We start from the raw sequence: 26,925 nt of genomic DNA, 5'->3' as shown, positions 1-26,925 counted from the left end.
TTAAGCTAATCTTCAACAGTTGATTCAGTCATTAATGTCTTTTCCTGTTCGCCTTGTTCATCATCAGCGAACACTAATGGATCAGACTTAACAGCTAGTGAATCACGATTACTTAAGTACCAATCGCGAATAAGTTGGTAGTGAAGAAGCAAATCGAAAAATGAAACTTGATTATTAGGATCATGAACAGCAAAAAACCATTGTTGACTATAATCATCAGGATCAAATGAAAGATTAAGGTTTACCTGACGATCGAGCCGTAATTCAGCACCATTATTTTTCGGCAAGTTAAATAACATATAATCAGTTTCCGCCGTAGCAACAAATAGTCGGTCAATTACTGTTAATGATAATTCTGGTTTAGCTAATTCATAGTGTTGTTGGTTGTTTGTTCCAAGGATCCCTCGATCAATCACAAAATCTAAATCAGCATGAAGCGCTTGAGCAAAAAGCAATAGCGGCTTAATCGCCGACCGCAAATCAAGGTCAGAATACTTTTTTAATCCTTTAATAATAAAATAATTAACCAATGCTTTATTATTAAAACGAAGCATTTGATGTTCAAGGCTTAAAGAAAAAAGAGGTTCATCATCGTTCACATCCGTAAAAGCAGCATTTCCTTCGGCATCTTTAGTAAAGTGAAATAAAACGTTTTCCCCTAACGAAGAGATTGTTGCATAAAACCGATGACTAGTAGGATCTTCCGCAACTTTTAGTTCTTCATTGGAGTGCATTTCCAGCAGCCGACCCATCAAAAGCAAGTAGTAGTCAGCAACTTGATAGTGTTGAGGAAACTTAACAAATGCATCATCCAAGTTTAAATTAACCAATTCATCTGTAGCAGCAAGAAGATCATGGGCATCATCAGTTTGTGCAAGTTTGCTTAATAATTTGACATAGTGCTGTCCAATTTCCAACCCATGCTCAAATGAATGAGCTAACGCATTTAATTGTTCAGATGGTTGATTCAACATTCGATTATTGTTCATCATCTGTCACCTGCTTTTCCCCATCGTCAGATAAACTTTTAATATAATTAGCATATAAATTTCGATTAGCTAATTCGAAATCCTCAAAAGAACTAAAAGTATCTAAAATACTCTTTTGTTCATAACTCAAAATTGTATTTTCTTTTGAAAGTGAGAGAACGACTTGTTCATTATCCTTTATCGTTTGTGCTGCTGTCCGGGATTCTTCTTCCTCATCCTCTAATTTTTGGAGAGCGTTTAATAGGTTTTGTCGACTTTCTTTATTTTTACTACTTTCCCAAATTCCAGAATGTGAACTAATATCCTTTAATTGCTCTTGTAATTTAGCCCGCTTTTCTTCTCGTTCGCGTTGATGATCAATCAAATCTTGTAATCGATCATTTTCTGCAGAGATTTTATCAATTTTATCACTGTTATAGCGCTTATTATTATGTGCTAATTCAAATGTCTTTTTTAATTTGTCATACTCATCATCATTAAACAGGAAGCGAACATTAAGGACATCTAATTCCCCAAATTCGCGCCGATCCCACCAATTGCCAAAATAGATCCGGTAATGTCCAGTCTCATATTCTTCATAATAAAAGAATGGATACTTTTTCCCTAAATAATTAATTAAATTAACACTCAAGAAATTACTTAAATAATTAGTAATATCGTCAACCAAGCTCATTACACTCTGGTTGTTCGGTTGTTGTTCACGATGTTCAATTTCTTTAGCGTAACGTTGAGCATCTAATAATTGATATATTTTTTCATCATGGTGGTCTTTGACTGCTTCTTCAACCTGACGTAAGAAGGAAACCTTTTCTGAAATTTGTTGATTAATAATCCCACTCACATCACGAGCAGCCTGTTCGTGTCCTGGATTTACCATTGTACACCGCTCCTCACTTTAATAACTAGTTTTTATCTTAATCGACTTGCCGCAATATTTAAAGAACTTCATAACTTATTGAAGAGTTTCTTTACATTTAGTTTCCGTTTATTGATTTTAATAAGAAATGGACTATAATAAAAGAGTATAGATATAACACGCATGTGAAGTATCTATGTGTTTCGAAGCGTTTCGAAAAGAGGCGAAGTTAAATGGCACTTAGTAAGCAAGAACGTAAGGAAATGGCTCGTAAAGCCATGGAAAAGCGTGGCAGCAAGAAGCCAGATGGTTCTGGCTTTGCAAAGATTGATGCTGACGCCAAAAAGCTGAGCGATTAACTTTTTTTGAAGCAATTCACTCTTTATTCAAGAGACTTTAATTAAGCCTCTTGAATTTTTAAAGGCAAAATAATTTAAAACGACTCAGGATACTTAACAATTTAGTTAAGTATCCTGAGTCGTTTTTTATGCATTAATTATTCTAGTGCCGAGTAGCATTAACGTACTTTTCTAGTCGATCCATTCCCTCTTTTATTTGGTCCATACTAGTAGCATAACTAAAGCGTAAGTAGCTACTACCGCCCTCGCCAAAGTAGGAACCCGCTGTTATAGCAACTCGGGCCTTCTTTACAATATCATAGACAATTTTTGTATCATCCTGTTCTAAGAAGTTAGGAATCTTAGCAAAAATATAGAACGCACCCATTGGACGACTACAATCAAAGCCCATTGCGGTAAGCCGTTCTTTCATGTAATCACGACGTTTAATGTATTTTGCGTCCATTTCCTTTGTAGCTGCTGTTCCACTCTTTAGGGCAGCCTCAGCGGCATCCTGAGTAAACGTAGCAACATCTGTCATTACAAAAGAATGAACCTTAAAAATTTCACTAGTAATTTCTTCCGGTGCACAAAGATAACCAATCCGCCATCCCGTCATAGCATATGATTTTGAAAGGCCATTTGTTAAGATCGTTTGTTCAGGAAGTGCTCGAGCCATCGATGCGTAGCCCCCATCATAAATTAATTCACTATAAATTTCGTCACTGATGGCAAAGATTGGCTTCCCCTTAATTAGGCTAGCAAGATCATTTAATTCATCTTGAGTATATGCAATCCCAGTTGGGTTAGAAGGATTAACGAACACAATTCCCTTCACCCGATCGCCATACTTATCTAAATAGGATTTCAATAACTCAGGAGTCAATTTAAAATTTGTCTTAGATGTATCAATTTCAACAGCAGTACCACCAGCAATGACTGCATCAGGACTATAAATCGAAAAAGTTGGGGTTGGCACTAATATAATATCGCCAGGATTAGTAATCGCAGTAATTGCTGAATAGACTCCTTCTGTCACACCATTAGTAATTAAAATCTCAGTCTCGGGATTATAATGAAGGTCATAATTTTTAGCCAGGAAGTCGGAAACTGCCTTTAGAAGCCCCACAGTCCCGCGTTGAGGTGCATAGTGAGTTCGATTATTTTTGATACTCTGAATCGCTGCATTCTTAATATACTCGGGTGTATTAAAATCCGGCTCTCCAATTGTAAACTTAATCACATCATCAAATTGTGAAGCATAATTACTAAATTCAAAAACCTTTAACTTTGGAACGTTATTTAACGCCTTTCGCATATATTGTTTCATTTCAACCATTATTTATAACCTCGTTTTTTTATTTCTTACTAGATTACGTCTTTTGTTCAGTAACGGTCAAGACTATTCATTTAATTTTTTAAATAGGAAAATCCCTAAAGCACAGCAAAGCCAGACTTTAGGGATTTATTAAGTTCCTAATTATTAACTTTAAGCTTGAAGGGCTTCAATCATTCGATTAAGCAATTCAATATCTGTATCACGAGAATAAATATCCATGATTTCGTAAATTTGTGGAGCAGAAGTTGAACCAGTAAATGCTAAGTTTAGTGGGAAGTAAAGGTTCCGCCCCTTAACTCCAGTATCCTTACCAACTTCTTTAATGGCTTGACTGTAATCATCTGCACCATTCTCAAGTTTTACTTTCAAATCAGTCAAAATAGCCAACACTTCATCATTATTAAAGTCTTCATTGTCTTTAATAAGATCATAGTTAAAGTGTTCTTCGAGAACATTATAGTATGACCAAGCATATTCAATTACTTCCAGCAACTTATTCACATCACGTTGGTGAACATGGATTGTCTTTGCAAGTAAGTCCTTTAGTTGATCTTCTGGAATTGATTGAAGACGCTTTGCTTCTTCTGTTTCGCCTTCTTTAACTAATTCCATTGTCCGGTCAGTTAATTCTTCGACAGACATACTCTTAATGTATTGAGCATTCATCCAATCCAATTTCTTTTGATCAAAGTAAGCCGGTGCCTTGGACATCCGTTCAGGATCGTATACCTTAATCAATTCATCCTTAGAATAAATTTCACGTTCGCCAACTGGTGACCAACCCAAGAACGCAATAAAGTTAAAGATTGCTTCATGAAGGTAACCATGTTTCTTGTATTCACTAATAAATTGAAGAGTATCCTTATCACGCTTGCTTAATTTCTTCCGTGTCTTTGGATTAAAAATTAATGGAATATGACAGAAAGTGGGGTGTTCCCAGCCTAATGCTTCATAAATAGCAATTTGCTTTGGCGTATTTGAAATATGGTCAGCACCACGGAGAACGTGGGTAATATCCATTGTGTGATCATCAACAACAACCGCAAAGTTATAGGTTGGCATTCCGTCACTCTTTTCAATGATGAAGTCGCCACCAAGGTTATCAGAATTAAATGACACGTGTCCTCGAGCAATATCATCCCATTCATACTCGTGATCTTTTGGTAAGTGGAAGCGGATCGTTGGCTTTAATCCTTTTGCTTCGGCCGCCTTTTGTTCCTCTTCACTCTTACCATACCAACGACCATCATAGTGAGGAGCTTCATTATTTGCTCGTTGGCGTTCACGCATTTCTGCAAGTTCTTCTTCAGTTGAATAATCCTTGTAAGCTAAACCTTTGTCAAGGAGTTCTTGAATATACTTGTGGTAAATTCCCTTTTTGTTCCGTTCACTTTGACGGTATGGAGCATATTTAGGATTAGGTTTATTTGGACCTTCATCCCAGTCAATTCCTAACCAATGTAAGTTTTCTCTTTGACTTTCTTCTCCATCTTTAACGTTCCGTTTAGTATCAGTATCTTCAATTCGTAATACCATTGTACCGTTAAAGTGACGAGCAAATAAATAGTTAAAAAGGGCTGACTGCGCATTACCGATATGTAAAAAACCGGTTGGACTAGGTGCGTAGCGAACTCTGACCTTCTTATCATCCATGTTTGCGATTCTCCTTTAATATCTGTTTCACAAATAAATTTGTGACTGCAACATGTTTAATTGTATCGGAATGTTGCTATTTGTCAATTTCATTCAATCACAGATAATGAGGGAGCGCAAGTTTTTGCAATTAGTCCCTCATTCTTAATATCTGATTTATAGTTTTAATACTGTTCCATGTACCGTTGGCGTTCCCAATCTGAAACATGGGCACGGTAAGCATCATATTCACGGGTCTTAGCTTCTTCAAAACTTTGATAAAGGTGTCCACCCATTGAACCCTTAATTACATCATCTTCAGCTAAGTCCTTCAATGCACTGTGCAAAGTATCAGGCAAGTTAATAATTCCCTTGTTTCTCCGTTCCTTAGCAGTCATATCATAGATATTTTCATCAACGTTGTGAACTGGTGGTAAATTATTCCGTAAACCATCAAGACCTGCAGCAAGAACAGCGGCAATTGCTAAGTATGGGTTTGCTGCTGGGTCAGCCGAACGTAATTCAAGACGAGTTCCCATTCCCCGATCATTTGGAATTCGAACTAATGGTGATCGGTTAGAAGTTGACCATGCAACATAGACCGGAGCTTCATAACCAGGTACAAGCCGCTTGTAGGAGTTAACGATTGGGTTAACAATTGCAGTATAACTCCGGGCATGCTTCATCAAACCGCCCAAGAAGTGATAAGCAGTTTCTGATAGTTGTTCCTTATCATTTTCATCAAAGAAAGCATTTTGACCATCTTGAGTAAAGAGAGACATGTTAAGGTGCATCCCAGAACCATTAATCCCAGATAATGGTTTAGGCATGAACGTTGCATGGAGACCATACTTTTTAGCAATCGTCTTAACAACTAACTTAAAAGTTTGAATATTATCTGCTGCTTCGAGCGCATCGGAATATTTAAAATCAACTTCGTGTTGACCAGGAGCAACCTCATGGTGAGCTGCTTCAACGTCAAAGCCCATCTTTTCTAATGCCAGAACAATGTCACGCCGACAATCTTCACCAACATCCGCTGGTTCCATATCAAAGTAATTTTCAGAATCGTTAACTTTAGTAGTTGGGTTACCATTTTCATCCGTCTTAAAGAGGAAGAATTCAGGTTCCGGACCAATATTAAATGATTTGAAGCCCATTTGTTGCATCTCTTTAAGAACCCGCTTGAGGTTATTCCGCGGATCTCCTGAAAATGGTGTTCCATTAGTCATGTGAACACTGCAAATTACTCGTGCAACCTTACCATGATCAGCTCCCCAAGGGAAAGTTAACCATGTTGACATATCTGGGTAAAGGTACATATCACTTTCTTCAATCCGAACAAATCCATCAATTGAAGATCCATCAAACATGATCTTATTGTTCATTAACTTATCAAGTTGACTAACTGGTAAATCAACACTCTTAATTGCCCCAAATACATCGGTGAACATTACCCGCAAGAAGCGAATATCTTCATCCTTCACCATTTGACGAACTTCATCCTTAGTATATAAATGTCTTGCCATAAATTCATTCCCTTTCCTGAAGACACCTTAATAGTTTGATTTTCTTAATAAAACAAAGTAATAAACGATTATGGTTAACTTATCAACCTTTGCAACTGACCTAGACCAATTCAATCTAATTAACCTTATTTCATTAGAAAAACCCATTTTACTTAATACTGCTTAAGGATATCAATTGAAAACCATTAAGTCAATTTACTGAAAACGTTTTAACCTAATTAAAACTAAATTAATGTAAAAACTTTATTTTTTTAACCACGAATCAATAAATTGTTTGATTTCATTAGTATCATTCTTCCCACTTACTAAATCAAACCAATGAACATCCATCTTATTTCTAAACCAGGTCAATTGCCGTTTAGCGTAATGCCGTGAATCCTGTTTGATTTTTCCTACTGCTTCATCAAGCGAACATTCACCAGCAAAATATGAAAATAACTCATGATAACCTATTCCCTTTCCTGCTGGCAAATCGCTTCCTCCCTTGTCGTATAACCACTTTGCCTCATCAAGTAACCCTGAATTCATCATTAAGTCAACCCGTTTGTTAATCCGTTCATATAGTACTGGACGTGCTGTTGTAAGACCAATTAATAAGAATTCGTCTTTTGCACGTGATTGCTGTTGTTGAGAGAATAACTGGTTCCCAGTTTCAATTACTTCCAATGCACGAATTACCCTTCGTGCATTATTTTCAGGAATTGCTCTAGCGGCTTCAGGATCTTTCTTTTCTAATTGTTGCCAAACATAATGAGCTCCATGTTCTTTTAAAATATGTTGCCAATGCTCACGGAACATATCAGAACGTTGCTGATCCTGTTTACCGCCCAAGGAAAGGTTATTTGTTAACGCCTGTAAGTAAAAACCAGTTCCACCAACAATCAATGGCAAATGTCCGGAATTACTAATCTCCTTAATCCACCCGTTAGCTTCTTGTTTGAATTTAGCAACTGAATATCGCTGATCAACATCACAAATATCAATTAGGTGATGAGGAATTCCCGCCATCTCTTTAGAAGTTATCTTTGCTGTCCCGATATCTAAATGTCGATATACTTGCATTGAGTCACCGGAAACTACTTCACCCTTAAAAAAGGTTGCTAAATCAATTGATAGAGCAGTCTTACCAACTGCTGTCGGTCCTACAATTGCTATAACTTTAGACATTTTTTCTCTCCTTAAAGTAAATTTTGATCCTTCTCACTGGTAAAAAGTCGTTAAGTTTTGCATAATAGAGGTAACACTGAAATAAGAGGAGGCTATATCATGAAAAATTTTGCTAAAGGTGTTTTAATTGGTACTTTCAGTACATTAGCTGTGATCGCTAGTGGTGCATTCACTTTCCACAAGACTGTTGTTAAACCGATTGAAGATCAAGAAGAAAAATTTGATGAGAACCGGAAAGCTGCAACCCGAAAGAGTCGTTCCGCTCACCAAGCTTAATTACCATTATAAATAAAAAAGGAGCGTAATTACTCACAACTTTATTACGCTCCTTGGTATATAGATGACTCCCAAGTCCGAATTAAGTGGAATTGGGAGCCATTTTATATTCCGTGTTATTTACATTAACTAGTAATAACACTCTTTATTCTAATACTTTGACTTCTTTGTCTTCCCTTTCCAACTATTGTAACCACCCTTAAGGATATATAGTTGATGATAACCATGTTTTGCAAGGAAAGCAGCTGCTTGAGTACTAATTGCAATCCCTTGATCATACATATAAACGGGAAGATCTGGTCGTAATTCACCATACTGTTGTTTCAGATAAACATACGGTAAGCTTCGTGCTCCCAAAATATGTCCCTTTTTAAAGTCGGTTGGTTGACGCAAATCAATCACCTGTGCCTTACGCATCCCCCTATGAAATGCATCCTGATCCAACACAGTTGCATACTTCTTCCGACGGTAATATTGGAAAAGCCAACTAAATCCCCAGGCAAGAAGTAGAACAATAATAACGATATTGAAGGTTAATAACCCACTACTAACTCCAAGAACCACGCTAACGCTCCCTTACTTTTACATAAATTGCCGAGCTAATGAAGCAGCACCGATAACACCAGCATCATTACCAAGTTCAGCCAACTTTAATTGAGTTGATGTCCGAACAGTTGGGAAGGCAAACTTCTTGAAGTTTTCATTAACCCGCTTCAATAAGAAATCACCAGCAGCTGATACCCCACCCCCAATAACAAGGTATTCAGGGTTAAGAGCGTTACTTAAGTTAGCAGCAGCTAAACCTAAGTAGAATGCCACTTCATCAACAACAGTATTTGCCAAGTAATCATTTTGCTTAGCCAAATCAAAGACGATCTTAGCAGTAATTTCGTCACCATTATCAATCATTGCCTTTAGGCGACTGTCACCCTCATATTCTTCTGCCTTGTCTTGAGCAATGTGGACAATCCCGGTAGCAGAAGCATATTGTTCAAGACAACCCCGGTTCCCACAAGTACAAAGGTAACCATTTGGCTTAACGATCATATGACCAACTTCACCACCAGCACCAACCATACCATGAACTAGGCGACCATTGGAGATCAATCCACCCCCAACACCAGTACCAAGAGTAATAAAGGCAACATCATCCCCCTCATTACCAGCACCCTTCCAGCGTTCACCAAGGGCAGCAACGTTTGCATCATTATCTAAAGCAAACTTCATTCCGGTACCTTCTTCAATTTGTTCCTTAACATTTTGGGTAGTCTTCCAGTTAAGGTTATATGCACCAACAACAGTACCTTTATCACGGTCAATTGTTCCGGGCGTCCCCATACCAATTCCTATAAATTGATCCCGATCCATCTTGTACAAGTCAATATGGTGGTTAATTGAATCAATGATATCAGGAACAATATGTGAACCTTCATCCAAAATGTTAGTCCGTAAAGACCACTTTTGTTGAATTTCACCATTTTCAGTTAAAATGGCAAACTTAATAGTAGTTCCACCAAGATCAACACCAATTAATTTTTTAGCCATTATTCTCATTTCCTTTCATTTAAACGGTTCCTAAATAGCCGTTTCCTTTTTCTTTCTCTCGTTGTTCTTCTTCACGATGTTCCTGCCGAAGAACAATTTTCGCTTTCATATAGGTCTTGCTATCAACAACACCTGCTTGATATAAGTGATCTAATTCAATCGCAATTAATTCGATATCATATAACCGTTTTCCAACATAAACATAAACATTAAATTCTTTTAGTAACTGTTGAACATCATATAAAGTTCGATATTCTCGCGGTTTTGTCACTTCAATCACCTACCAATTGCGATTATCATGGCAACAATGCCAAAGAACAATATAACACTACCGATTAATCGTTTATAAAGACGAACGTAACCCACAAATGGCGCACCAACAACATATGACACTAGGAAACCACCAAAGAGGCCACCAAGATGCCCAGCTAAATCAATTCCTGGAAGAAATAAATCCATTACAATATTAATTCCAACCAAGATTAAAAATTGCCGACTCAAGTCATGAATTAAACTATTATCACGAAATGATTCACCAAGCATTAAAAAAGCACCGAACAGTCCAAAAAGTGCCGTGCTTGCCCCCGCCGAAATAGTGTTCGGTAAGAAGTAAGCACTAGCCAAATTTCCTGTAAAGGCACTAACAAGATATATCGCTAACATCCGCCAGTGACTAAATAATTCCTCAATATATATTCCTAAAAAATAAAGAGTAATACTGTTGATAATTAAATGGGCAACTCCAATATGGAGAAAAACTGGAGTAATCAGTCGCCACCACTGTCCCTCACGAATTAGTGGAGTAACACGAGCCCCACATTCTATTAAGATATTTGAATTAGTCGACCCACCTAATAATGTCATTACGATAAACGCGATAATCTGAATAGCTAAGAGGATAAATGTTACCGGGGCCCTTCGCCAAAGCTGATCTCTCATTAATCAGTCTCCGATAAAGAAAGAACCTTATCGACTGTTTTATCGTACTGCTCACTTTGCCATTCATCTTCATTTGCCAATTGAGTAGTAAATGATAACGAAATAGTATTACCGTCATACTTACTCAAGTAGCGATCATAATATCCGCCACCAAATCCGATCCGTCGACCTGATTGAGTAAATGCCACACCAGGAACAATCATCAGATCGATCTCATCTGGCTTATATACACGACCGTTCCGTGGTTCCAAAACTCCAAAAGTAGTTTCTACAAACTCACTATCTTCATTTAATTCCACAAATTCCATTTGACGATCTGGCAAGGTTCGTGGGACAACAATTTGGCGATTCTCATGACGAGCATGAAGAATAATTGGAGAAGTATCCAATTCTAAGGATTGACTTAACGTTGTTGCGATTACCTTAGCGTTCATCCACTCAGGCTGATCGAATAGCATTGAGGTTAATCTTTTTTCTTCATGTAAACGCGTATTAAGATCAAGTTGTTGCAATCGAGCAATATAAGCCTGACGCAACTCCTTCTTTGAATACGTCATTATCCTACAATCTCTCCTTTTAAACGTTTTCAATCTATAATTATCACAGCTCACTGTTATTTATGCAAGCGTTTTTTTACAAAGTAATAAAAAAGGCACCTAAAAAGGTGCTTTTTTATTACTTTGTTTCACGGTGTAAAGTAACCTTACGTTCCCGAGGGCAGTACTTGTTTAATTCAAGACGATCGGGATTGTGACGACGGTTCTTACTAGTTAAGTAATTCCGTTCGTGGCATGATGTGCATTCAAGGATAATGTTGACACGCATTGTCATGACCTCCTATTTTTTATTTATTTAACGTGGCTATTAACCCTAACTCGTACAACTATACCATTAATTAACCAGTTTGACCAGTCTTTTGTGATAATTGTTAAGGAAAACCACTTGACAGGCCCATAACTAGTTAATTATTACTTGTACTCTTAGAATCCTGAACAATCTTCCAGTAAGCGCTAAAAATTTGTTTAGCCATATTCAAGTTTGCTCCACCATTTTCATTGGTTACTCCAGGAATAGCGAGAGCAACAACAACTTGTGGATTCTTCGATGGTGAATAGCCTGCAAAACTAATTGTTGAGGTCTGGTGACCATTAGTTACAGTTTCTGCAGTCCCAGTTTTCCCGGAAATTGACGGCTTAGCGCTCCCTAGCGACTTTGCAGTTACGTAACTACTGGTTCCGTGAGTAACTTGATAGAGTCCCTGCCGTACCAAATCAAAATCTTCTTTTGAAGCAGGGATGGTAAATTGCACTTGCGGTTGAGTTGTTGATTCTACACGACCTAATTTACCATTCGATTTACTCCCCCGAATTTCTTTAACAATGTATGGTCGCATCCGATTTCCACCATTAGCAATGGTTGACATATATTGGGCAAGTTGAATAACGGTATATCCATCATAGTTACCATATGACAAATCAAGCGCCGAACCAATATGTTTCTGGGAAGATGGACCATTGTACCCAGCTGTTTCACCCGGTAAGTCAATTCCAGTCTTTTGTCCTAAGCCAAACATATTAAAGTACTGACGTTCCTTATCAAAAATGCTTGGTTTCAACGTTAATTGGGCCCCTGGCTTATAGTTCATTCCTCCCTCTTTCATGATTAATTGCATCATGTAAGAATTAGATGAAACTTCCAAAGCGGTCGGTGCACTCAAAGCCATGTTAGCTGACCCCGTCTTATTAAACCATGAGGCCTTTGTTGAAGTCCCAGCAACCTTGATTGGTTGATCAGTCAAGGTGTTATCTGACGGCGTAATAACACCGCTCATTAAACCTCCCATAATAGTGGCTCCCTTAACAACCGACCCCATAGTAATTGGGTGGTTAATTGCACCAATTTGATCAGGAGTTTGCTTTCCCGTCTTCTGGTTACGATCAATCCCGGCCATTGCATAAATAGCTCCTGTATGAGGGTTCATTACTACAGCATAAACTCCCGGAGAGTATGTAATCCCTGCAGATGAATAATTTTGCTCCAAAATTTGTTGAACGCGTTTTTGGAACTTAGCATTAATCGTTAGAACAAGATTATCACCCTTTTTTCCAGGATATTTAACTATCTCATTAGTAACCTTACTTCCGCTGGTAGTTACCTGAGTTTGTGACTTAGAACCAACTAAAGTACCTTGGAACATTTTTTCAAGATAACTCTGACCAACATTATCGCTTCTTGAATACCCCTGAGAAAGGAGACTATTAATCTGATCAGCTGGCAACCCAGATGAGGAAACCGTTCCTGTTAATGATTGAAAATCCTTTCCTTGTGGATAATTTCTTGTCCAAGCTGTTCCAATCTTAACACCGGGCATTTGATTAAGATGTTCCCCAACTTTGGCAAGCTCTTCACTAGTAACTCCTGACTTTTTGATGTAAGTTGTTGATAATGAGTATGCTCCTGTCATTGCAGCATAGATCCGAGCATTACTCTTTTCATGGCTTGATAAATGCCATTCTTCTGGATGGTTCTTCAAGTATTTCAATGCGGCATCATACTTCTCATCATCACTAGCATCTTGGGAAAGATTTAGCTTTTTGGTAATTTGCTTAAGGTTACTCTTATTTGCTAAATAGTAGTCTTCCTCGTTACGATCAGTTAAACGAGTATCACTATTATTTACGGTAATATATCTTCCTAAGCGGTTAGCAATTTTATAAAGTTGATCTGCAGTGACGTTAGAACTCTTCGTATAAGTAATTGCTTGGTGAGTCTGGTTACCTACAATTACCTGACCACGACTATCGTAAATCATTCCCCGTTGAACGTTATTTGTCTGAATGGTGGTATCTGATCGTTTAACCTCAGCTTTATATGACGATCCATGAAGAATCTGGAGGTAGAATAAACGACCAGCAAGCATTAACAGCAATATTCCAACAATCCAAAGCAATAAGTTCAGCCGTGAGGGAATTATGGATTGGGCATTTTTATGTTTACCCTTATTTGAACTGAAATAGTTCGTAATTCGATCAAAAAACTTCACAGTATTAAACTTCTCCTTTTACCGTGATGATTTCTATTGTAGCAAATTTTGCCTCATTTGGCAGTTAAACCTAACTTACCAAGATGCAATCATACACTTTATTGATGCAAAAATGAACACATAAACGGCTAAATCACCGAAACTTAACAGAACCTTCACATTCATGGTTAACGAATTCGGTATATAATAACAAAGATATTCTATTTAGGAGGACATTTTGTGCAATTCCGTTCTCAACTAAAAAAACAACATATTTTATTAATTAGCTTTCTCCTTCCCATGATTATAATGGGGGCTTATTTTGTCTATCGTTCCATGGCTCCCTTTGGGAAAAGCACCTTACTAACCGTCGACCTTGGTCAGCAATACATTGACTTTTTTGCCTACTTTAGGCGGTCACTGTTACATCACCCAGATGAATTCCTTTATTCCTTCAGTAAGAGCCTTGGCGGGGAAATGTGGGGAACTAACGCCTATTATCTCTGGAGTCCCCTCAACTTAATTCTTCTTTTCTTCCCGGCGGCCCACCTTTCTAGCGGTGTTTTAACATTAACCCTATTAAAATATGGCCTTTCAGGATTATCATTTGCTTGGCTCTTAACTAAAAGTAAACTCCAATCCGGAATCCGAATTCTTGCTTTTAGTACCGCATACGCTTTAAATGGCTGGATCATCGCTAACCAACTCAACATTCTCTGGTTAGATGCTATGATTTTCTTACCGCTAATTGTTTGGGGCCTCCACCAGATTATCTTTGCTCGCAAATTCTCTTGCTATATTAGTTGGCTCACTATCATGATTATTGATAACTATTATATGGCTTGGATGATCTGTATCTTTACAATTCTCCTTTTTATTTGGCAGCTTCCACTAATTAATGCTTGGAAAACACGTTTATACGCATTGGGTCGTTACATTCTTTCTTCATTAATTTCTGTTGGGATCAGCTGCTTTGTATTATTGCCAACTACTTATTCTCTTTTTCAAAGTAAGGGGACTTATACTAACAATCATATTAGGAGCCGTTTTGAATATAACCCATTAAAACTTTTAGCTAAGCTTGTTCCGGGATCATTCAACTTTAACCAAATGCCTAGCGGTCAAGCTAACATTTACGTTGGAATGTTAATAATGTTTGGTTTAGCATTATACTTTTTAAACCGAAAAATTAAACTTGGACAACGGATCATTGCTTTTTTAATTACTGCTTTCTTGATTCTTTCATTTTGCTATGAGCCTCTCGATCTCTTTTGGCATATCGGACAATTTCCTGTATGGTATCCCTCAAGATTTTCCTTTATTTTCTGCTTCTGGGTTATCTTTCTAGCAGCTACCTGCCTTCAAAAGGGATTTCAACCATCAAAATGGCAACTCGTTATTTTATTATTTTTTACTCTTACTATCTTCACATATGTTGAGACATTAACCGTTTCATATATTAACAATAGTCAAAAACTCATTGGCCTCGGTTTTGCAATTGTTGGCATTCTTTTCTTAGAGATTCCGCATTCGGTATCTCCAATCATGAGCGACCTCTTGCTAGTACTAATCGCCACTTGTGATATTTCGACTAGTGCTTATACCGCATTAAATCAAATTTCATACGTTAGCCAGCCAGAATTCGGGGAATATACCACAGCACTTAATAACGCTACTGCAAAGGTTAAACAGGCTGACCATGGTTTTTATCGCATTGCTAAGACCTTTATGCGGACTAAAGACGATCCTTTTCAAAGTGGTTTTAATGGTGGTGATCATTTTGGCTCAACCATTGTCCCAAGTCTTCCAGTATTTATGGGAGCAATTGGGCAACCAGCTGGTGATGGCTTTGTATCATATGATAATGGAACCCAGATAACCGATTCATTATTAGGCTTCCGTTATACAATGGCGGTAATTGATCCCGAGCGCTCAGAGCCATTTCTACCACTGTCTGGTTACCGTCCAGACTGGAATACCCAAGAACCGGTAGCAGTAACCAGTAACATTGGAATCCGGAAAAATAAGGCTGCTCTCCCGATCGCTTTCGGCGCTAATTCCCGAATCCTTAACTCTACGCGCGACACTTACGATCCAACGGCTTATCAATCCGAAATCTACCAAGACCTAGCAAACTCACCGAAGCCAATGTTTGAAGTTCAAAACTTTAATCAAGTTGACTTTCAAAACGTTCAAAGTGCTGACCAAATCACTGGTTCTGTTTTCAAAAAAGTACATCATAATGAGGGGGCTAGCGTAAAGCTAGAGATTATCCCTACTACTAACGATTCATATTACCTAACCATTGGTCCGAACGTTAAAGATGATGCCTCAATTACTGTTAATAACCGTCACTTTAGTCAATACCAAACATATCGAGATACAGTAATCATAAACGTTGCTCATCACCAAAAAGGGCAAAAAATCATTGTCACTTTCCATCTCAAACATTCTGAACTTTGGATGCAAAACGTTAGCCTGTACCGCCTAAATCAACAAGTATTTAATCATGACCTCAGAATACTACAGCGTTCACCATTAAAACTTAGTCAAGCGAGCGCAACCACCCTTAAAGGAACGGTTAATATTAAAAAAGATCAGGGAGTATTAATGACAACCATCCCCTATGATAAAGGTTGGCACGCTAAAATTGATAATCACCCAGTAAAGTCTCAGAAAGTAATTGGAACATTCTTAGCACTAAAAATTAATCCAGGAACCCATCATATTACTCTTCACTACCGACCACCATACCTTATTACTGGAATAATTATTAGTTTTCTCAGTCTCCTAACGGCATTTCTCCTCTCTCGATTGAAACGGAATAAGGAGGGCTTGAATATTAAATAGGAAAAATTGACTCTAAAGTACGGAAATCCGAACTCTAGAGTCAATTTTTTATCCATTATTAATTTACTTTCATTGAGCAGAAGCACCAGTTGAAGCGTCTGCCCTATTATCTATATGGTCGTCTGAATCTTTATCCAACCCAGCTACATCAGGAGTTGGATCTCCATCTTCATGCTTAAAATGGAAAACCGGCCCATCAGACTTCTTATCGTAGTCAACAATCATAATTAATCCCTTAAAAAACCATTCATCGAGGTTATCAATATGATAGTTAATATTATCCTTTCTCACTTCAAGAATGGGCGAAACTGGAACATCTTCCCGAGCAAATCCCTGGGAAAAGCCATGGTGAACTTCAGTTGAACCGTATGTCTTCCCATAAAACTTCACCCCTCCACCGTTTTCTAATCCAAGATTATCCTTAAACCAATCATTAGCGGCATCAGTTATAATCATTTTCATATCTTTCACACCCCTCCAGTTTTCATACTTTATGATAGCAGTTTCATTAACTAACAAAAAAGATATTCCCTTTGTTGAACTAATATTGTGATTTAATGGCAAGTTAAAACAAAATAAGGTTGGAAATAATTTTCCAACCTCATTTTTTCTACTCCACACTTAAAATTTTAACCTTCATCGTGCCATTAGGAATTTCAATTTCAACTTCTTCACCAACCTTATGGCCAAGAAGTCCTTTAGCCATTGGTGATTCGTTAGAAATCTTACCAGCAAATGGATCTGATTCAGATTCACCAACAATTTGGTAACTTTCAGGTTCTTCATTAGGAAGTTCCTGAATTGTTACCTTCCGCCCCATCGATACTTCATCCTTATCAACATCTTCATTATCAATAATCTCAGCATATTGAAGCATATTTTCAATTTGCGAAATCCGACTCTCAACAAAAGCTTGTTCATCTTTTGCTGATTCGTATTCAGAGTTTTCTGAAAGATCACCATAGCTTCGAGCAATCTTAATTCGCTTAATAACTTCTGGACGACGCTTTAATTTAAGGTCTTCTAGTTCTTGTTCAAGCTTTTGTTTTCCTTCCAAGGTCATTGGAAATGTTTTTTCTTCAGCCATTTAATTATACACTCCTATCTTGTATCCACTGGTAAATTACCATTTGTTTAAGTAATTGTAAATGATTATTCTAAAATAATTTTAACGACTTTCACGGGATTCTTGTAAAATTTTAACAATCTGCGGTGTTGAATATGCGGCTTTTAATTTAAAGGTTCCAGCTTTTACCCCAGCTTCCTTATGCGTTTGTAAGTAATAATCACAAACGAAGCTACTTCGTACTAGTTGTTTAGCTTTTAAAATTAACCCAACCTGATGATCAGTTGCCCCTTTCGGAATCTCAACATGGACAATCCGTCTTGAAGATGGATTAACTGGCTTCAACGCATAGTTGAAATACTGGTGAATTCCTAGTCCACAACAAGCGAGAATCACCAAGATAATAATAACGACTCGATTTTGCCGCCGTAGTTTATCGTTAGTCATTATTAACGAATCTCAGCCTTTAATTGATCTTGAAGGCGTTTTGTAACTTTAGCAAAAGCTTGGTTAACCTGATCTTCAGTCAAGGTTGCCTTAGTATCTTGATAAGTCAACGTGTACGCTAACGACTTCTTTCCGGCAGGAAGGTGAGCTCCACTGTAAACATCAAATAGGTGAACACTCTTTAAGAAAGCTCCACCACGTTTCTTAATCAGATCAACAATTTCTTCATTAGTAACATTTGTATCAACTAACAAGGCAATATCACGAGTAATAGTTGGAAATTTACTGATTGGCGTGTACTCATTTTCAACTTTCTTTGCTTTCATCAGTTGTTCAAGATTTAGTTCAAAGACATATGTTTCCGGAATCTTATATTCCTTAGCTGTTTGCGGATGAACTTGACCAACAAAACCAACTAGTTCATCAGCAATCAGAATATTAGCTGTTCGACCAGGATGCATTTCTTTTCTGGAATGATCAGCCACATATTCAATCTTCCCGGCAATTCCCATATTATGAAGGTAACGTTCTACCATTCCCTTTACTTGGAAAAAGTCGACCGGCTGATCTGCAATGTGCCAACTATTATTCAACAGCTGTCCAGTAAGGACACCAGCAACATGTTCTTGTTCCTCTGGACGTTCACCACCCCGAGGAATGAATACCCGTCCTTCTTCGTAAAGGGCAACATTATTAACGTTCCTAGAAACATTATAAGCAACATCAGTTAACAATCCACTAATAATGCTCATCCGTGTTGCCACGTGATCAGAACTCATTGGAAAGTCCAGCTTCATTGGCTCAGCTACCGGATCAATTTGGAATTGCTTAGCTTTTTCAACGGTTGTCAATGAATAACTAATTGCTTGATTTAAGCCCATTCCCTCAAAATCATGACGTGTAGCACGAATAAACTTTTGCCGTGGTGAAAGTCCACCATGATTACGAGTCATTACAGGTAGACTCTCTGGTAAGTTATCATAACCATAAATCCGTGCCACTTCTTCGTAGAGGTCAGCAGGTAAGCTAATATCCCAACGCCTTGCTGGAACAGTAACAAGAAGGGTATCATTACTTGTTAATTTATTAGAGAATGCTAAACGCTCGAAGACATCAGTAACATCTTCCATCTTTAGTTCAGTTCCTAAAACGTGATTAATCTTTGAAAGTGAAAGTTCGATTTCCTTACTCTTTGCTGGTTTTTCACTTCCTGTAACAATTCCCTGAGTAACAATTCCGCCAGCTAGTTCTGTAATTAATTGAGCCGCTTCATTAAGTGCGGTTTCAACCGTTTCGGGATTAATTCCCCGTTCAAACCGCATCGATGATTCACTATGAAGATCGAGACGTCGAGCCTGCTTACGAACCATGACTGAATCAAAAACAGCTGCTTCCAATGCAACAGTGGTAGTGTCTTTTGTAACGGCTGTTTCTTGACCACCCATTGTCCCAGCAAGGGCGATTGGCTTATTTCCACTAGTCACAACAATATCGTTTTCGTTTAATACCTGTTCTTCATCATCCAAGGTAACAAACTTTTCATCCTTTTGGGCATGACGCACACTAAGATCATGACTTGGCAACTTATCATAATCATAACTGTGCAACGGTTGACCATACTTAAGTAGAACATAATTTGTAACGTCCACAACATTGTTAATTGGCCGAATACCCGAATTCCAAAGACGGATTTGCAGCCATAATGGACTATCAGCAACCTTAACGCCCTTGATCACACGTAACTTGTATGTTGGAGCAATCTTTTCATCCGGAACATCTGCACTAATGAGATCACTGGTTGCTTGATCATCACTTTCTTCAACCGCAACTTCCTTAAAATGAGGCTTCAAATTATAAAAAGCAGCAATATCGTTAACGTTACCGTAAATACTTAACATATCTCCTCGGTTAGGAGTAACATCAGTATCGATAATTGTGTCATCCATTCCCAGATAACTAAATACGGACTCACCTGGTTGGGCATCTTCAGGAAGAATGTAAATTCCTTCTTCATAGGCCTTAGGAGCAATCCGATCACTAAACCCGATTTCTTGCAATGCACAGAGCATTCCATTTGACTCGATACCACGAATTTTACCACGCTTAATTTTCTGATTATCAGCAATCCGGGCACCATTCAATGCAACGATTACCTTTTGACCGGCAGCAACGTTTGGCGCACCACAAACAATCTGAAGTGGCTCTTCCTCACCAACATTTACTAAACAAACATGTAAGTGATCTGAATCAGGATGTGGTTCACAGGTTTCAACTTTCCCAACCACTAACTTCTTTAAGCCATCACTTAAAGAGTAAACATCATTAATATCAACTGATGTCCGCGCGATCTTTTCGGCAAGATCGCGTGGTGCAACATCAAGGTCTAAATATTCATTTAACCAATTATATGAAACTTTCATTGCCGTTATCCTTTCCGATCAAATTGAGTTAAAAAGCGAACGTCATTTTGGTAGAAGTTCCGAATATCAGTAACACCGTATTTCAGCATTGCAAACCGATCAGGACCTAATCCAAAAGCAAATCCACCAAATTCTTCCGGATCAACACCAGACATCCGTAAAACATTTGGGTGAACCATCCCAGCACCGAGAACTTCAATCCAGCCAGTGTGTTTACAAATGGAGCATCCCTTACCCATACAGTTAAAGCAAGTAATATCAGCTTCTACTGATGGTTCAGTAAATGGGAAATAACTAGGCCGTAAACGAACATCAAGTTTGTCACCAAACAGGGATTGGGCAACAACTTTTAAGGTTCCTTTTAAATCAGCCATCGTAATATGTTTTCCAACAACCATTCCTTCAATTTGGTTAAATTGGTGACTGTGAGTAGCGTCATCTGTATCACGCCGGTAAACCTTTCCTGGTGAGATCATCTTTAATGGTCCCTGATTAAAGTCATGCTTTTCCAACATCCGTGCTTGCATTGGCGACGTTTGTGTCCGCATCAGAATAGATGAAGTAACGTAGAAAGTATCCTGCATATCACGTGCTGGGTGATCCTTTGGCAAGTTTAACTTTTCAAAGTTATAAACTTCTTGTTCAACTTCATCACCAACGGCAACCTCATAGCCCATTGAAACAAACAGATCGACTACTTGATCAATGATTTGTTGAATAACATGGGGTTCACCTTGTGCCACTGGACTACCTGGCATGGTAACATCAACTGTTTCAGCCGCTAATTCCGCATCCATTGCAGCTTGCTCTAATTCTGCGCGTTTATTTTCAATTGCGGCATTTAATTCATCACGAACCTTATTAGCAAATTGACCAACTTTAGGCCGTTCCTCAGCACTTAAATTACGCATTCCTCGAAGGACGTTTGTGATTGGCCCTTTTTTCCCGAGCATTTTCACCCGAACTTGATTGATCTTCTTCAGATCTTCTGATTCTTTAATTTCCTGCAATCCTTCTTCACGAAGTTCAGCAAGTCGTTCTTTTAATCCCATAATTTCACTCCTTTATAGTAAATAAAAAAGCCCTGTCCGATTAGGGACGAGGCTTCGCGGTACCACCCTAGTTTGCATACAATGCACACTCAAAATCAATAACGGCGATCAACCGGAATATCATTACATACCAGCTCCGGAAATGAAATTCCCCGTACTCACTGACCACTAATTGCAGAATCATAGCGGCTCTCTAACAGCTACACCCAGGTACTAGTTTCCATCAACACTTTTAATATCACAGACTATTGTAGCTAAGCACCGTTATCAGGTCAAGGATAAATTAATTCCACTTGTCACTCCACTTATGAACGGTACTCATTACTTCACGAAGCTCTTGGCCCCGCCTAGTTAGCGAATAATCAATTCGATTTTCACCCTTATAAGTATTCCGAGTAACAATGTTTTCATCCTCAAGTTCTTTCAGTCGTTCGCAAAGAACCCGATCACTACACCCATCAATACTAGCGGAGAGATCCTTAAAGCGCATTGTATCCTTTACCAAAAGAGCTTCAATAATCAAACCATTCCATTTTTTGCCAAGAATTGAAAAAGTATGGGTGAATTTGGGGCAAAGCTTACAACTACCAGCATTAGCTGACTTCTCAGCTAATTGTTGCATAGTAACAACTCCCTTCCACAGACTACCATACAGACTTCATGCGATGCTTTCGAATCTTACGTGCTAGTTTAGCCCGCAGCGGACTAAAGAATTCGTGCTCCGCTTCAAAATCATCCACAAGGGAAACGATCCAGCTTTCACGATATTTAGGTAAAGCAAGGGTCGCCCCAAACATATGCTTCAAAATTATGTCTTTTTCCTTAGCGTTTAGCTTTGTTAGTTTTTCGGCATTACGCAAAGCTACCCGTGGATGAATAAACGCATGAGTCCCCAAGTCAAATTTAGTAGTTCGCCAATCATAATAAAAGAGGTCATGTAATAAGCCGGCGCGGGCAACACTCCGATAATCGAGATGCATTCGTTTTGCAATTCGGTAACTATCGAATGAAACCGCAATCGAATGTTGGAGACGGTTCGAGTGATGATGTTGTGTATACTGAGCTAACTTTTGAACCCCTGGCTGAGCTAATAAATCACTAACAATAGAAACATACTCTGAATCGGTTCGCCATTCATTAATTGACTTCATATAATCCTCCTCTTCTAATTATTAAGGATATTTTACAAGATTTATACTAACAAATAAATCATTACGCATTACAAATTTTTATTTAACTGAAACATTAAGATACCGGCCGAAATAGCAACATTAAGCGACTCAGCTTGTCCTCTCATTGGAATATAAAGGTTATCCGTAGTTTGGTTAAGGAGATGCTGACTCATTCCTTGTCCCTCATTTCCCATAATTAAGGCAAAGGTTTCTCCAGGTTCAACATCACGAAAACTTTTTGCCTGTGGGTTAAGTTGAGTCCCATAAACTGGGGCATTAATCTTTTTAAAGTCTTCGATCCATTTTTCCAGATTTCCTTCGTATAATTTTAAATGAAATTGTGAACCTTGCATTGATCGAATAACCTTAGGGCCAAAAATATCAGCCGAACGGTGACTCACAACAACTCCAGTAAAACCTGCTGCATCAGCAGTTCGAACCATTGTTCCAACATTACCAGGATCTTGTACTCGATCAAGAAATAGCCAGCCCCCACGCAAAGTATTTGAGTCTGGAATCTTGTGTGCATCAGGTAACGAAACCACCGCAGCAATTCCTTGCGGTGTAACTGTATCAGTAATGTGTTGCATCACTTCCTCAGTAACTTCATATGTTTCATCACTAAATTCTTGTAATTCACTGTAAGCGCGAAGTTGCTCCTCAGTCCCAATTAATTGTAAGAGATGATTTCCAGCCTGAGTAGCCTCATTCACTAAGTGCCAACCATCTAGCAAGTATGTTCCTGTTTGGCGACGATACTTCTTTGTTTGTAATTTTTTCCAATTTTTTACGTGTTGATTATGAATCGACGTAAGTTTCTCCATTTAATTGTCGTCTCCTCTTTTGATTAATTATACCATGATTATAGTGTACAATAATGTTAATAATTTCTATAGTTTTTAAGGATGATAGTAATATATGACAGTTCAATGTTTTGAAATAATTGCTCATGGTCAAGTTCAGGGAGTTGGCTTCCGCTACGGAACTATGCAGATCGCTACCCAACTTAATATAACCGGTAGCGTTCAAAATCTCCCTAATGGTACCGTTAAAATTATTGCCGAAGGAAACCAAAATAGCCTTAATAAATTTATCAGTCTAATTAAAAAGGGACCAACACCATTTTCCAAAGTTTCTAAACTAGAAGTCAGAGATTTGCCAACAGCTCAATACCAACTTTTTGTAATCAAATAGCATTAAAGCAGTAGAATTGCTAGTGGATTTAATGTTAAGATATGTACTGTTTTATATTAATCAATAATTATCTTAAATATACTAAGGGAGTATCTTAATGAAACGAAAACGACTTTCGGTAGCAGGACTATTAACTGTTGCCCTACTACTACTGACAGGCTGTGTAAGAACAACAAAGTCCGGTAAACCATACGGTCTGACATACACTTACCTAGCAAAGCCAATGCAACATTTAATGGAATGGCTTGCTAGTCATCTCGGAAACAATTATGGTTGGGCAATCATTGTAATTGTTGTGGTGGTACGAACAATCTTACTACCAGTAATGTTCTCACAAATGAAAAAGTCAACCATTATGCAAGAAAAGATGGCTAAGATCCAACCATTATTAAAGGAGCTGCAAAAGAAGCAACGTGAAGCCAAGACTCCAGAAGAACAAGCTGCTGTTGGTTCTCAAATGATGGCTGTGTATCGGGAAAATAACGTTAGCCTAACTGGCGGAATTGGTTGTTTACCATTATTAATTCAATTCCCGGTTTTCGCCGCTCTTTACGCCGCAATTCGGTATTCACCAGATCTCTACCATGCAACATTCATGGGCATTGCACTAGGGAAACCAAGCATTCTCTTCGCAGTCCTTTCTTTCATTGCTTATGCTGTCCAAAGTTACCTTGGTCTAATTGGGGTTCCGGAAGAACAGAAGAAACAAATGAAAATGGCAATCTGGTTAAGTCCATTTATGACTTTCTTTATTTCATTAACTTCATCTGCTGGTTTAGGGCTCTACTTCTTCATCGGGGGACTATTTGCTATTCTTCAAACCCTAATGATTAACGCCTATCGCCCACGAATCAGAAAGCAAATTGCTGAAGAAACAAAAAAGAACCCGGTTAAGGTTCCGCATACTCTAAAGACTAGCAGTTCAAATGCCAAAACAAATGATAACGTTTCTGCAGCAATCGACCAGTTAAAGAAATCTGCTGCCCCATTATCTTCAAATACACCAAAACAAACTAATCGGCAACGAAATGCTGGTAAGCAACAACACCACAAAAATAATAATTAAAACTAAAGAGGCTGGGAAACGTAAATCATTTTTCCCAGCCTCAAATTATTACTATACAACTTCAAACTTATAAAATCATAGGAGATATAAATATGATCAAGCCAATTAACTATGACCAATCTTTTTTACAACAGCAAGCTATTCCTGCCACCAAGCAAGATCTCAATATCGGAATTGATCTGCAGGACACACTAAAAACCCACCAAAACGAGTGCATCGGAATGGCTGCTAATATGATTGGTATTAATAAGGCCGTTATTATCGCCACTTTAGGTCCATTTAATGTCGTAATGTACAATCCACAAATTACTCAAAAGCGTATTCCTTACCAAACAGAAGAAGGCTGCCTTTCTCTTCAAGGCAAGAAACCAGTTACCCGCTACCGTCAAATTAAGGTCACTTTTTATAACCAAGAATGGCAACTCCAATCTCTTCAGCTCTCAGACTTACCAGCAGAAATTGTCCAGCATGAAGTCGATCACCTCAACGGCATTTTAATTTAACTACTAATCCATCCTGTTATCGCGTAATCGAATTTGCTAAGATAATATTAATGAAATAGGAACCACAAAATCGCCGGGTTTTGTCATAAATTACATTTACTTTCCAAACAGGCGTCCAGTCTTCTGGAGGATGGAAAGTCGATCTGGAGGTTTTATCTTTGTCAATTACAAGGGAAGTTTTTCACTACGTTAGTCGAAATATTATTGCCATGTTAGGAACATCAATTTATGTTCTAATTGATACCCTATTTATTTCGATTGCCGCTGGTGCCTTAGGACTGACTACTCTTAATTTAGCTCTACCCATCTTTAACTTTTTTAATGCTTTGGGACTGCTCCTCGGAGTTGGTGGTGCAACTATCTTTTCTCTAAATAAGATCCTCCACCCCGAGCGCATCGAATCACTATATAGTTCATTAATGATTTCGGCAGCTGTATTCGGAATTATTCTTGCACTCCTAATTGATTTGTTTTCAGTTAGCATTGTTGATTTACTTGGGGCCAATAATGCAACGAAAGAGTTAGCAATTACCTATGTACGAATTGTTGCTTGGTGTGGTCCGTTTGTAATGTGTAACTACATTAGTATTAACTTTATTCGCAATGATGGTAATCCGACTTTAACCATGTTAGCAACGGTAATTGAAACAACATCGGTGATTATCATTGACTGGTTCTTTATCTTTGGTCTGGGCCTTAAAATGGAAGGAGCAGCCTTAGCGGTTATTTTTTCACCAGCCATCAGTCTTGTGATTCTATCATTTCACCGACGTTTTAATAAACGGCGACTTCACCTTCATTTGGTTTACCCCTCTTTGAAGCCAATTATTGGTTCAGCCCGTTTAGGCGTGGCGGCAGCTTTGAATGAACTCAGTACGGGGGTTAGTGTATTCTTCTTTAATCACGTTCTTCTAATACTAGCAAACAACTATGCGGTAGCCGCTTACGGAGTTATCTCAAATATCGCTATTGTGGTTCTTGCGATTGCAAATGGTGTCGCCTTAGGAGTTCAGCCGGTTGCCAGTCGTGAATACGGCGAACACCATTTCAGTAATACATCTCAAGCATTGAGGCTTGGAATAATCATCACTCTGATATTTGCTTTTAGTGAGTTTATTATCTTAATCGTGTTTAAATACCCCATTATCAACATTTTTAATACTCAGGCCTCGAGTCAACTTGTCCACTTTGCAGCGATTGGTCTCCCCGTCTATTTCACCAGTGTATTCTTTAGTGCTATTAACTACTTGTTCATCCTGTTTTTAACAGCAACTAACTCAGCTCGTGCTTCCTTTACTTTATCACTCCTTCGTGGCTATCTCATTCTCTTACCATTAATTTTCATCCTTCCCCTTCTCTTTGGGATTAATGGGGTCTGGGCAGCAGTACCAGTAACTGAGTTAATAGTTACCATTATCGGAAGCGTTTTAGTCTACCAGCACATTCAGCAATACGATCAACAAAAAGAAAGGATCTAATAATCATTGAATCCGCATAATAATAAAAATACTCTAGTATTTCGG

28 protein-coding genes are annotated in these 26,925 nt (G+C 38.2%); 7 read left to right on the top strand and 21 right to left on the bottom strand.

Annotated elements, in window-relative coordinates; translation table 11 throughout:
* Positions 1-5 precede the first annotated feature (5 nt).
* Entirely contained in the window at positions 6-992 is a 987-nt protein-coding gene (locus tag H5R64_RS08130; RefSeq protein ID WP_182581605.1) for a hypothetical protein, read from the bottom strand.
* Positions 979-1,866 carry an exonuclease SbcC gene (locus tag H5R64_RS08125; RefSeq protein ID WP_182581606.1) on the bottom strand — a complete coding sequence of 296 codons (888 nt, stop codon included), beginning with the start codon at positions 1,864-1,866 and terminating at the stop codon, positions 979-981. The genes H5R64_RS08130 and H5R64_RS08125 overlap by 14 nt, the downstream gene beginning before the upstream one ends.
* Before the next feature lie 212 nt (positions 1,867-2,078).
* Between H5R64_RS08125 and H5R64_RS08660 the strand changes: the two genes are divergently transcribed.
* Complete coding sequence (locus H5R64_RS08660; RefSeq protein ID WP_259409229.1) at positions 2,079-2,204, top strand: hypothetical protein; 126 nt, start codon at positions 2,079-2,081, stop codon at positions 2,202-2,204.
* 142 nt (positions 2,205-2,346) lie between these two features.
* Here the strand turns inward: H5R64_RS08660 and H5R64_RS08120 are convergent, their stop codons facing one another.
* The 4 genes from H5R64_RS08120 to miaA all read right to left on the bottom strand — a co-directional run bounded on the left by H5R64_RS08120 (position 2,347) and on the right by miaA (position 7,850).
* The gene (locus H5R64_RS08120) at positions 2,347-3,522 is read right to left on the bottom strand and encodes an aminotransferase class I/II-fold pyridoxal phosphate-dependent enzyme (RefSeq protein WP_182581607.1); all 1,176 of its coding nucleotides are present in this window, start codon (positions 3,520-3,522) and stop codon (positions 2,347-2,349) included.
* 150 nt (positions 3,523-3,672) lie between these two features.
* Positions 3,673-5,175 (bottom strand): glutamate--tRNA ligase, encoded by a 1,503-nt coding sequence (gene gltX, locus H5R64_RS08115; protein ID WP_182581608.1) that lies wholly within the window; start codon positions 5,173-5,175, stop codon positions 3,673-3,675.
* Between the two features lie 164 nt (positions 5,176-5,339).
* A complete protein-coding gene (gene glnA, locus H5R64_RS08110; protein ID WP_182581609.1) occupies positions 5,340-6,683 on the bottom strand; it encodes a type I glutamate--ammonia ligase in 1,344 nt (447 codons plus the stop codon).
* A 243-nt stretch (positions 6,684-6,926) separates the two neighbouring features.
* Positions 6,927-7,850 carry a tRNA (adenosine(37)-N6)-dimethylallyltransferase MiaA gene (gene miaA, locus H5R64_RS08105; RefSeq protein WP_182581610.1) on the bottom strand — a complete coding sequence of 308 codons (924 nt, stop codon included), beginning with the start codon at positions 7,848-7,850 and terminating at the stop codon, positions 6,927-6,929.
* A 99-nt stretch (positions 7,851-7,949) separates the two neighbouring features.
* On the opposite strand from miaA, the gene H5R64_RS08100 reads away from it, so the two are divergent.
* Complete coding sequence (locus tag H5R64_RS08100) at positions 7,950-8,126, top strand: DUF3042 family protein (RefSeq protein WP_182581611.1); 177 nt, start codon at positions 7,950-7,952, stop codon at positions 8,124-8,126.
* Positions 8,127-8,276: 150 nt separating this feature from the next.
* Here H5R64_RS08100 and H5R64_RS08095 read toward each other — a convergent pair whose 3' ends face one another.
* The 7 genes from H5R64_RS08095 to H5R64_RS08065 form a co-directional block, all read right to left on the bottom strand.
* Positions 8,277-8,690, bottom strand: a complete 414-nt coding sequence (locus tag H5R64_RS08095; RefSeq protein ID WP_182581612.1) for a rhodanese-like domain-containing protein — start codon at positions 8,688-8,690, stop codon at positions 8,277-8,279.
* Between the two features lie 18 nt (positions 8,691-8,708).
* Positions 8,709-9,671: an ROK family glucokinase gene (locus H5R64_RS08090; RefSeq protein ID WP_182581613.1), complete on the bottom strand. Its 963-nt coding sequence runs from the start codon at positions 9,669-9,671 to the stop codon at positions 8,709-8,711.
* 19 nt (positions 9,672-9,690) lie between these two features.
* Positions 9,691-9,942, bottom strand: a complete 252-nt coding sequence (locus H5R64_RS08085) for a YqgQ family protein (protein ID WP_182583321.1) — start codon at positions 9,940-9,942, stop codon at positions 9,691-9,693.
* A 5-nt stretch (positions 9,943-9,947) separates the two neighbouring features.
* Complete coding sequence (locus H5R64_RS08080; protein ID WP_182581615.1) at positions 9,948-10,610, bottom strand: rhomboid family intramembrane serine protease; 663 nt, start codon at positions 10,608-10,610, stop codon at positions 9,948-9,950.
* Complete coding sequence (locus H5R64_RS08075; protein WP_182581616.1) at positions 10,610-11,167, bottom strand: 5-formyltetrahydrofolate cyclo-ligase; 558 nt, start codon at positions 11,165-11,167, stop codon at positions 10,610-10,612. Before H5R64_RS08075 ends, H5R64_RS08080 begins: the two co-directional genes overlap by 1 nt.
* Before the next feature lie 118 nt (positions 11,168-11,285).
* Positions 11,286-11,435, bottom strand: coding sequence for a 50S ribosomal protein L33 (rpmG, locus tag H5R64_RS08070; RefSeq protein ID WP_182581617.1), 150 nt, complete (start codon positions 11,433-11,435; stop codon positions 11,286-11,288).
* Between the two features lie 136 nt (positions 11,436-11,571).
* Positions 11,572-13,653, bottom strand: coding sequence for a peptidoglycan D,D-transpeptidase FtsI family protein (locus H5R64_RS08065; RefSeq protein ID WP_182581618.1), 2,082 nt, complete (start codon positions 13,651-13,653; stop codon positions 11,572-11,574).
* Positions 13,654-13,872: 219 nt separating this feature from the next.
* Here H5R64_RS08065 and H5R64_RS08060 point away from each other — a divergent pair, with 219 nt between their 5' ends.
* The gene (locus H5R64_RS08060) at positions 13,873-16,482 is read left to right on the top strand and encodes a YfhO family protein (protein WP_308184604.1); all 2,610 of its coding nucleotides are present in this window, start codon (positions 13,873-13,875) and stop codon (positions 16,480-16,482) included.
* 69 nt (positions 16,483-16,551) lie between these two features.
* Here the strand turns inward: H5R64_RS08060 and H5R64_RS08055 are convergent, their stop codons facing one another.
* The 8 genes from H5R64_RS08055 to H5R64_RS08020 all read right to left on the bottom strand — a co-directional run bounded on the left by H5R64_RS08055 (position 16,552) and on the right by H5R64_RS08020 (position 23,463).
* Positions 16,552-16,944 (bottom strand): HesB/YadR/YfhF family protein, encoded by a 393-nt coding sequence (locus H5R64_RS08055; RefSeq protein ID WP_182581619.1) that lies wholly within the window; start codon positions 16,942-16,944, stop codon positions 16,552-16,554.
* Positions 16,945-17,092: 148 nt separating this feature from the next.
* A complete protein-coding gene (greA, locus tag H5R64_RS08050) occupies positions 17,093-17,569 on the bottom strand; it encodes a transcription elongation factor GreA (protein WP_182581620.1) in 477 nt (158 codons plus the stop codon).
* Positions 17,570-17,650: 81 nt separating this feature from the next.
* Complete coding sequence (locus H5R64_RS08045) at positions 17,651-17,995, bottom strand: endolytic transglycosylase MltG (RefSeq protein ID WP_182581621.1); 345 nt, start codon at positions 17,993-17,995, stop codon at positions 17,651-17,653.
* A gap of 2 nt (positions 17,996-17,997) precedes the next feature.
* A complete protein-coding gene (gene pheT, locus H5R64_RS08040) occupies positions 17,998-20,415 on the bottom strand; it encodes a phenylalanine--tRNA ligase subunit beta (RefSeq protein ID WP_182581622.1) in 2,418 nt (805 codons plus the stop codon).
* 5 nt (positions 20,416-20,420) lie between these two features.
* Complete coding sequence (pheS, locus tag H5R64_RS08035; RefSeq protein ID WP_182581623.1) at positions 20,421-21,467, bottom strand: phenylalanine--tRNA ligase subunit alpha; 1,047 nt, start codon at positions 21,465-21,467, stop codon at positions 20,421-20,423.
* Positions 21,468-21,750: 283 nt separating this feature from the next.
* Positions 21,751-22,089, bottom strand: coding sequence for a winged helix-turn-helix transcriptional regulator (locus H5R64_RS08030; protein ID WP_182581624.1), 339 nt, complete (start codon positions 22,087-22,089; stop codon positions 21,751-21,753).
* 22 nt (positions 22,090-22,111) lie between these two features.
* Positions 22,112-22,618, bottom strand: coding sequence for an HD domain-containing protein (locus H5R64_RS08025; protein ID WP_182581625.1), 507 nt, complete (start codon positions 22,616-22,618; stop codon positions 22,112-22,114).
* Positions 22,619-22,686: 68 nt separating this feature from the next.
* Positions 22,687-23,463: a TrmH family RNA methyltransferase gene (locus tag H5R64_RS08020; protein WP_182581626.1), complete on the bottom strand. Its 777-nt coding sequence runs from the start codon at positions 23,461-23,463 to the stop codon at positions 22,687-22,689.
* Positions 23,464-23,557: 94 nt separating this feature from the next.
* On the opposite strand from H5R64_RS08020, the gene H5R64_RS08015 reads away from it, so the two are divergent.
* From H5R64_RS08015 to H5R64_RS08000, 4 genes are all read left to right on the top strand, one after another.
* Positions 23,558-23,833, top strand: coding sequence for an acylphosphatase (locus H5R64_RS08015; protein WP_182581627.1), 276 nt, complete (start codon positions 23,558-23,560; stop codon positions 23,831-23,833).
* A 97-nt stretch (positions 23,834-23,930) separates the two neighbouring features.
* Positions 23,931-24,899 (top strand): membrane protein insertase YidC, encoded by a 969-nt coding sequence (yidC, locus tag H5R64_RS08010; protein WP_182581628.1) that lies wholly within the window; start codon positions 23,931-23,933, stop codon positions 24,897-24,899.
* Between the two features lie 92 nt (positions 24,900-24,991).
* Positions 24,992-25,402, top strand: coding sequence for a peptide deformylase (locus H5R64_RS08005; RefSeq protein ID WP_182581629.1), 411 nt, complete (start codon positions 24,992-24,994; stop codon positions 25,400-25,402).
* A gap of 209 nt (positions 25,403-25,611) precedes the next feature.
* Entirely contained in the window at positions 25,612-26,880 is a 1,269-nt protein-coding gene (locus H5R64_RS08000) for an MATE family efflux transporter (RefSeq protein WP_182583361.1), read from the top strand.
* The last annotated feature ends 45 nt before the right edge of the window (positions 26,881-26,925 follow it).

Source organism: Limosilactobacillus fastidiosus (assembly GCF_014145505.1).
Taxonomy (GTDB): domain Bacteria; phylum Bacillota; class Bacilli; order Lactobacillales; family Lactobacillaceae; genus Limosilactobacillus; species Limosilactobacillus fastidiosus.
The sequence above is the reverse complement of the archived record's forward strand: the minus strand, read 5'-3'. Positions and strand labels throughout refer to the sequence as shown.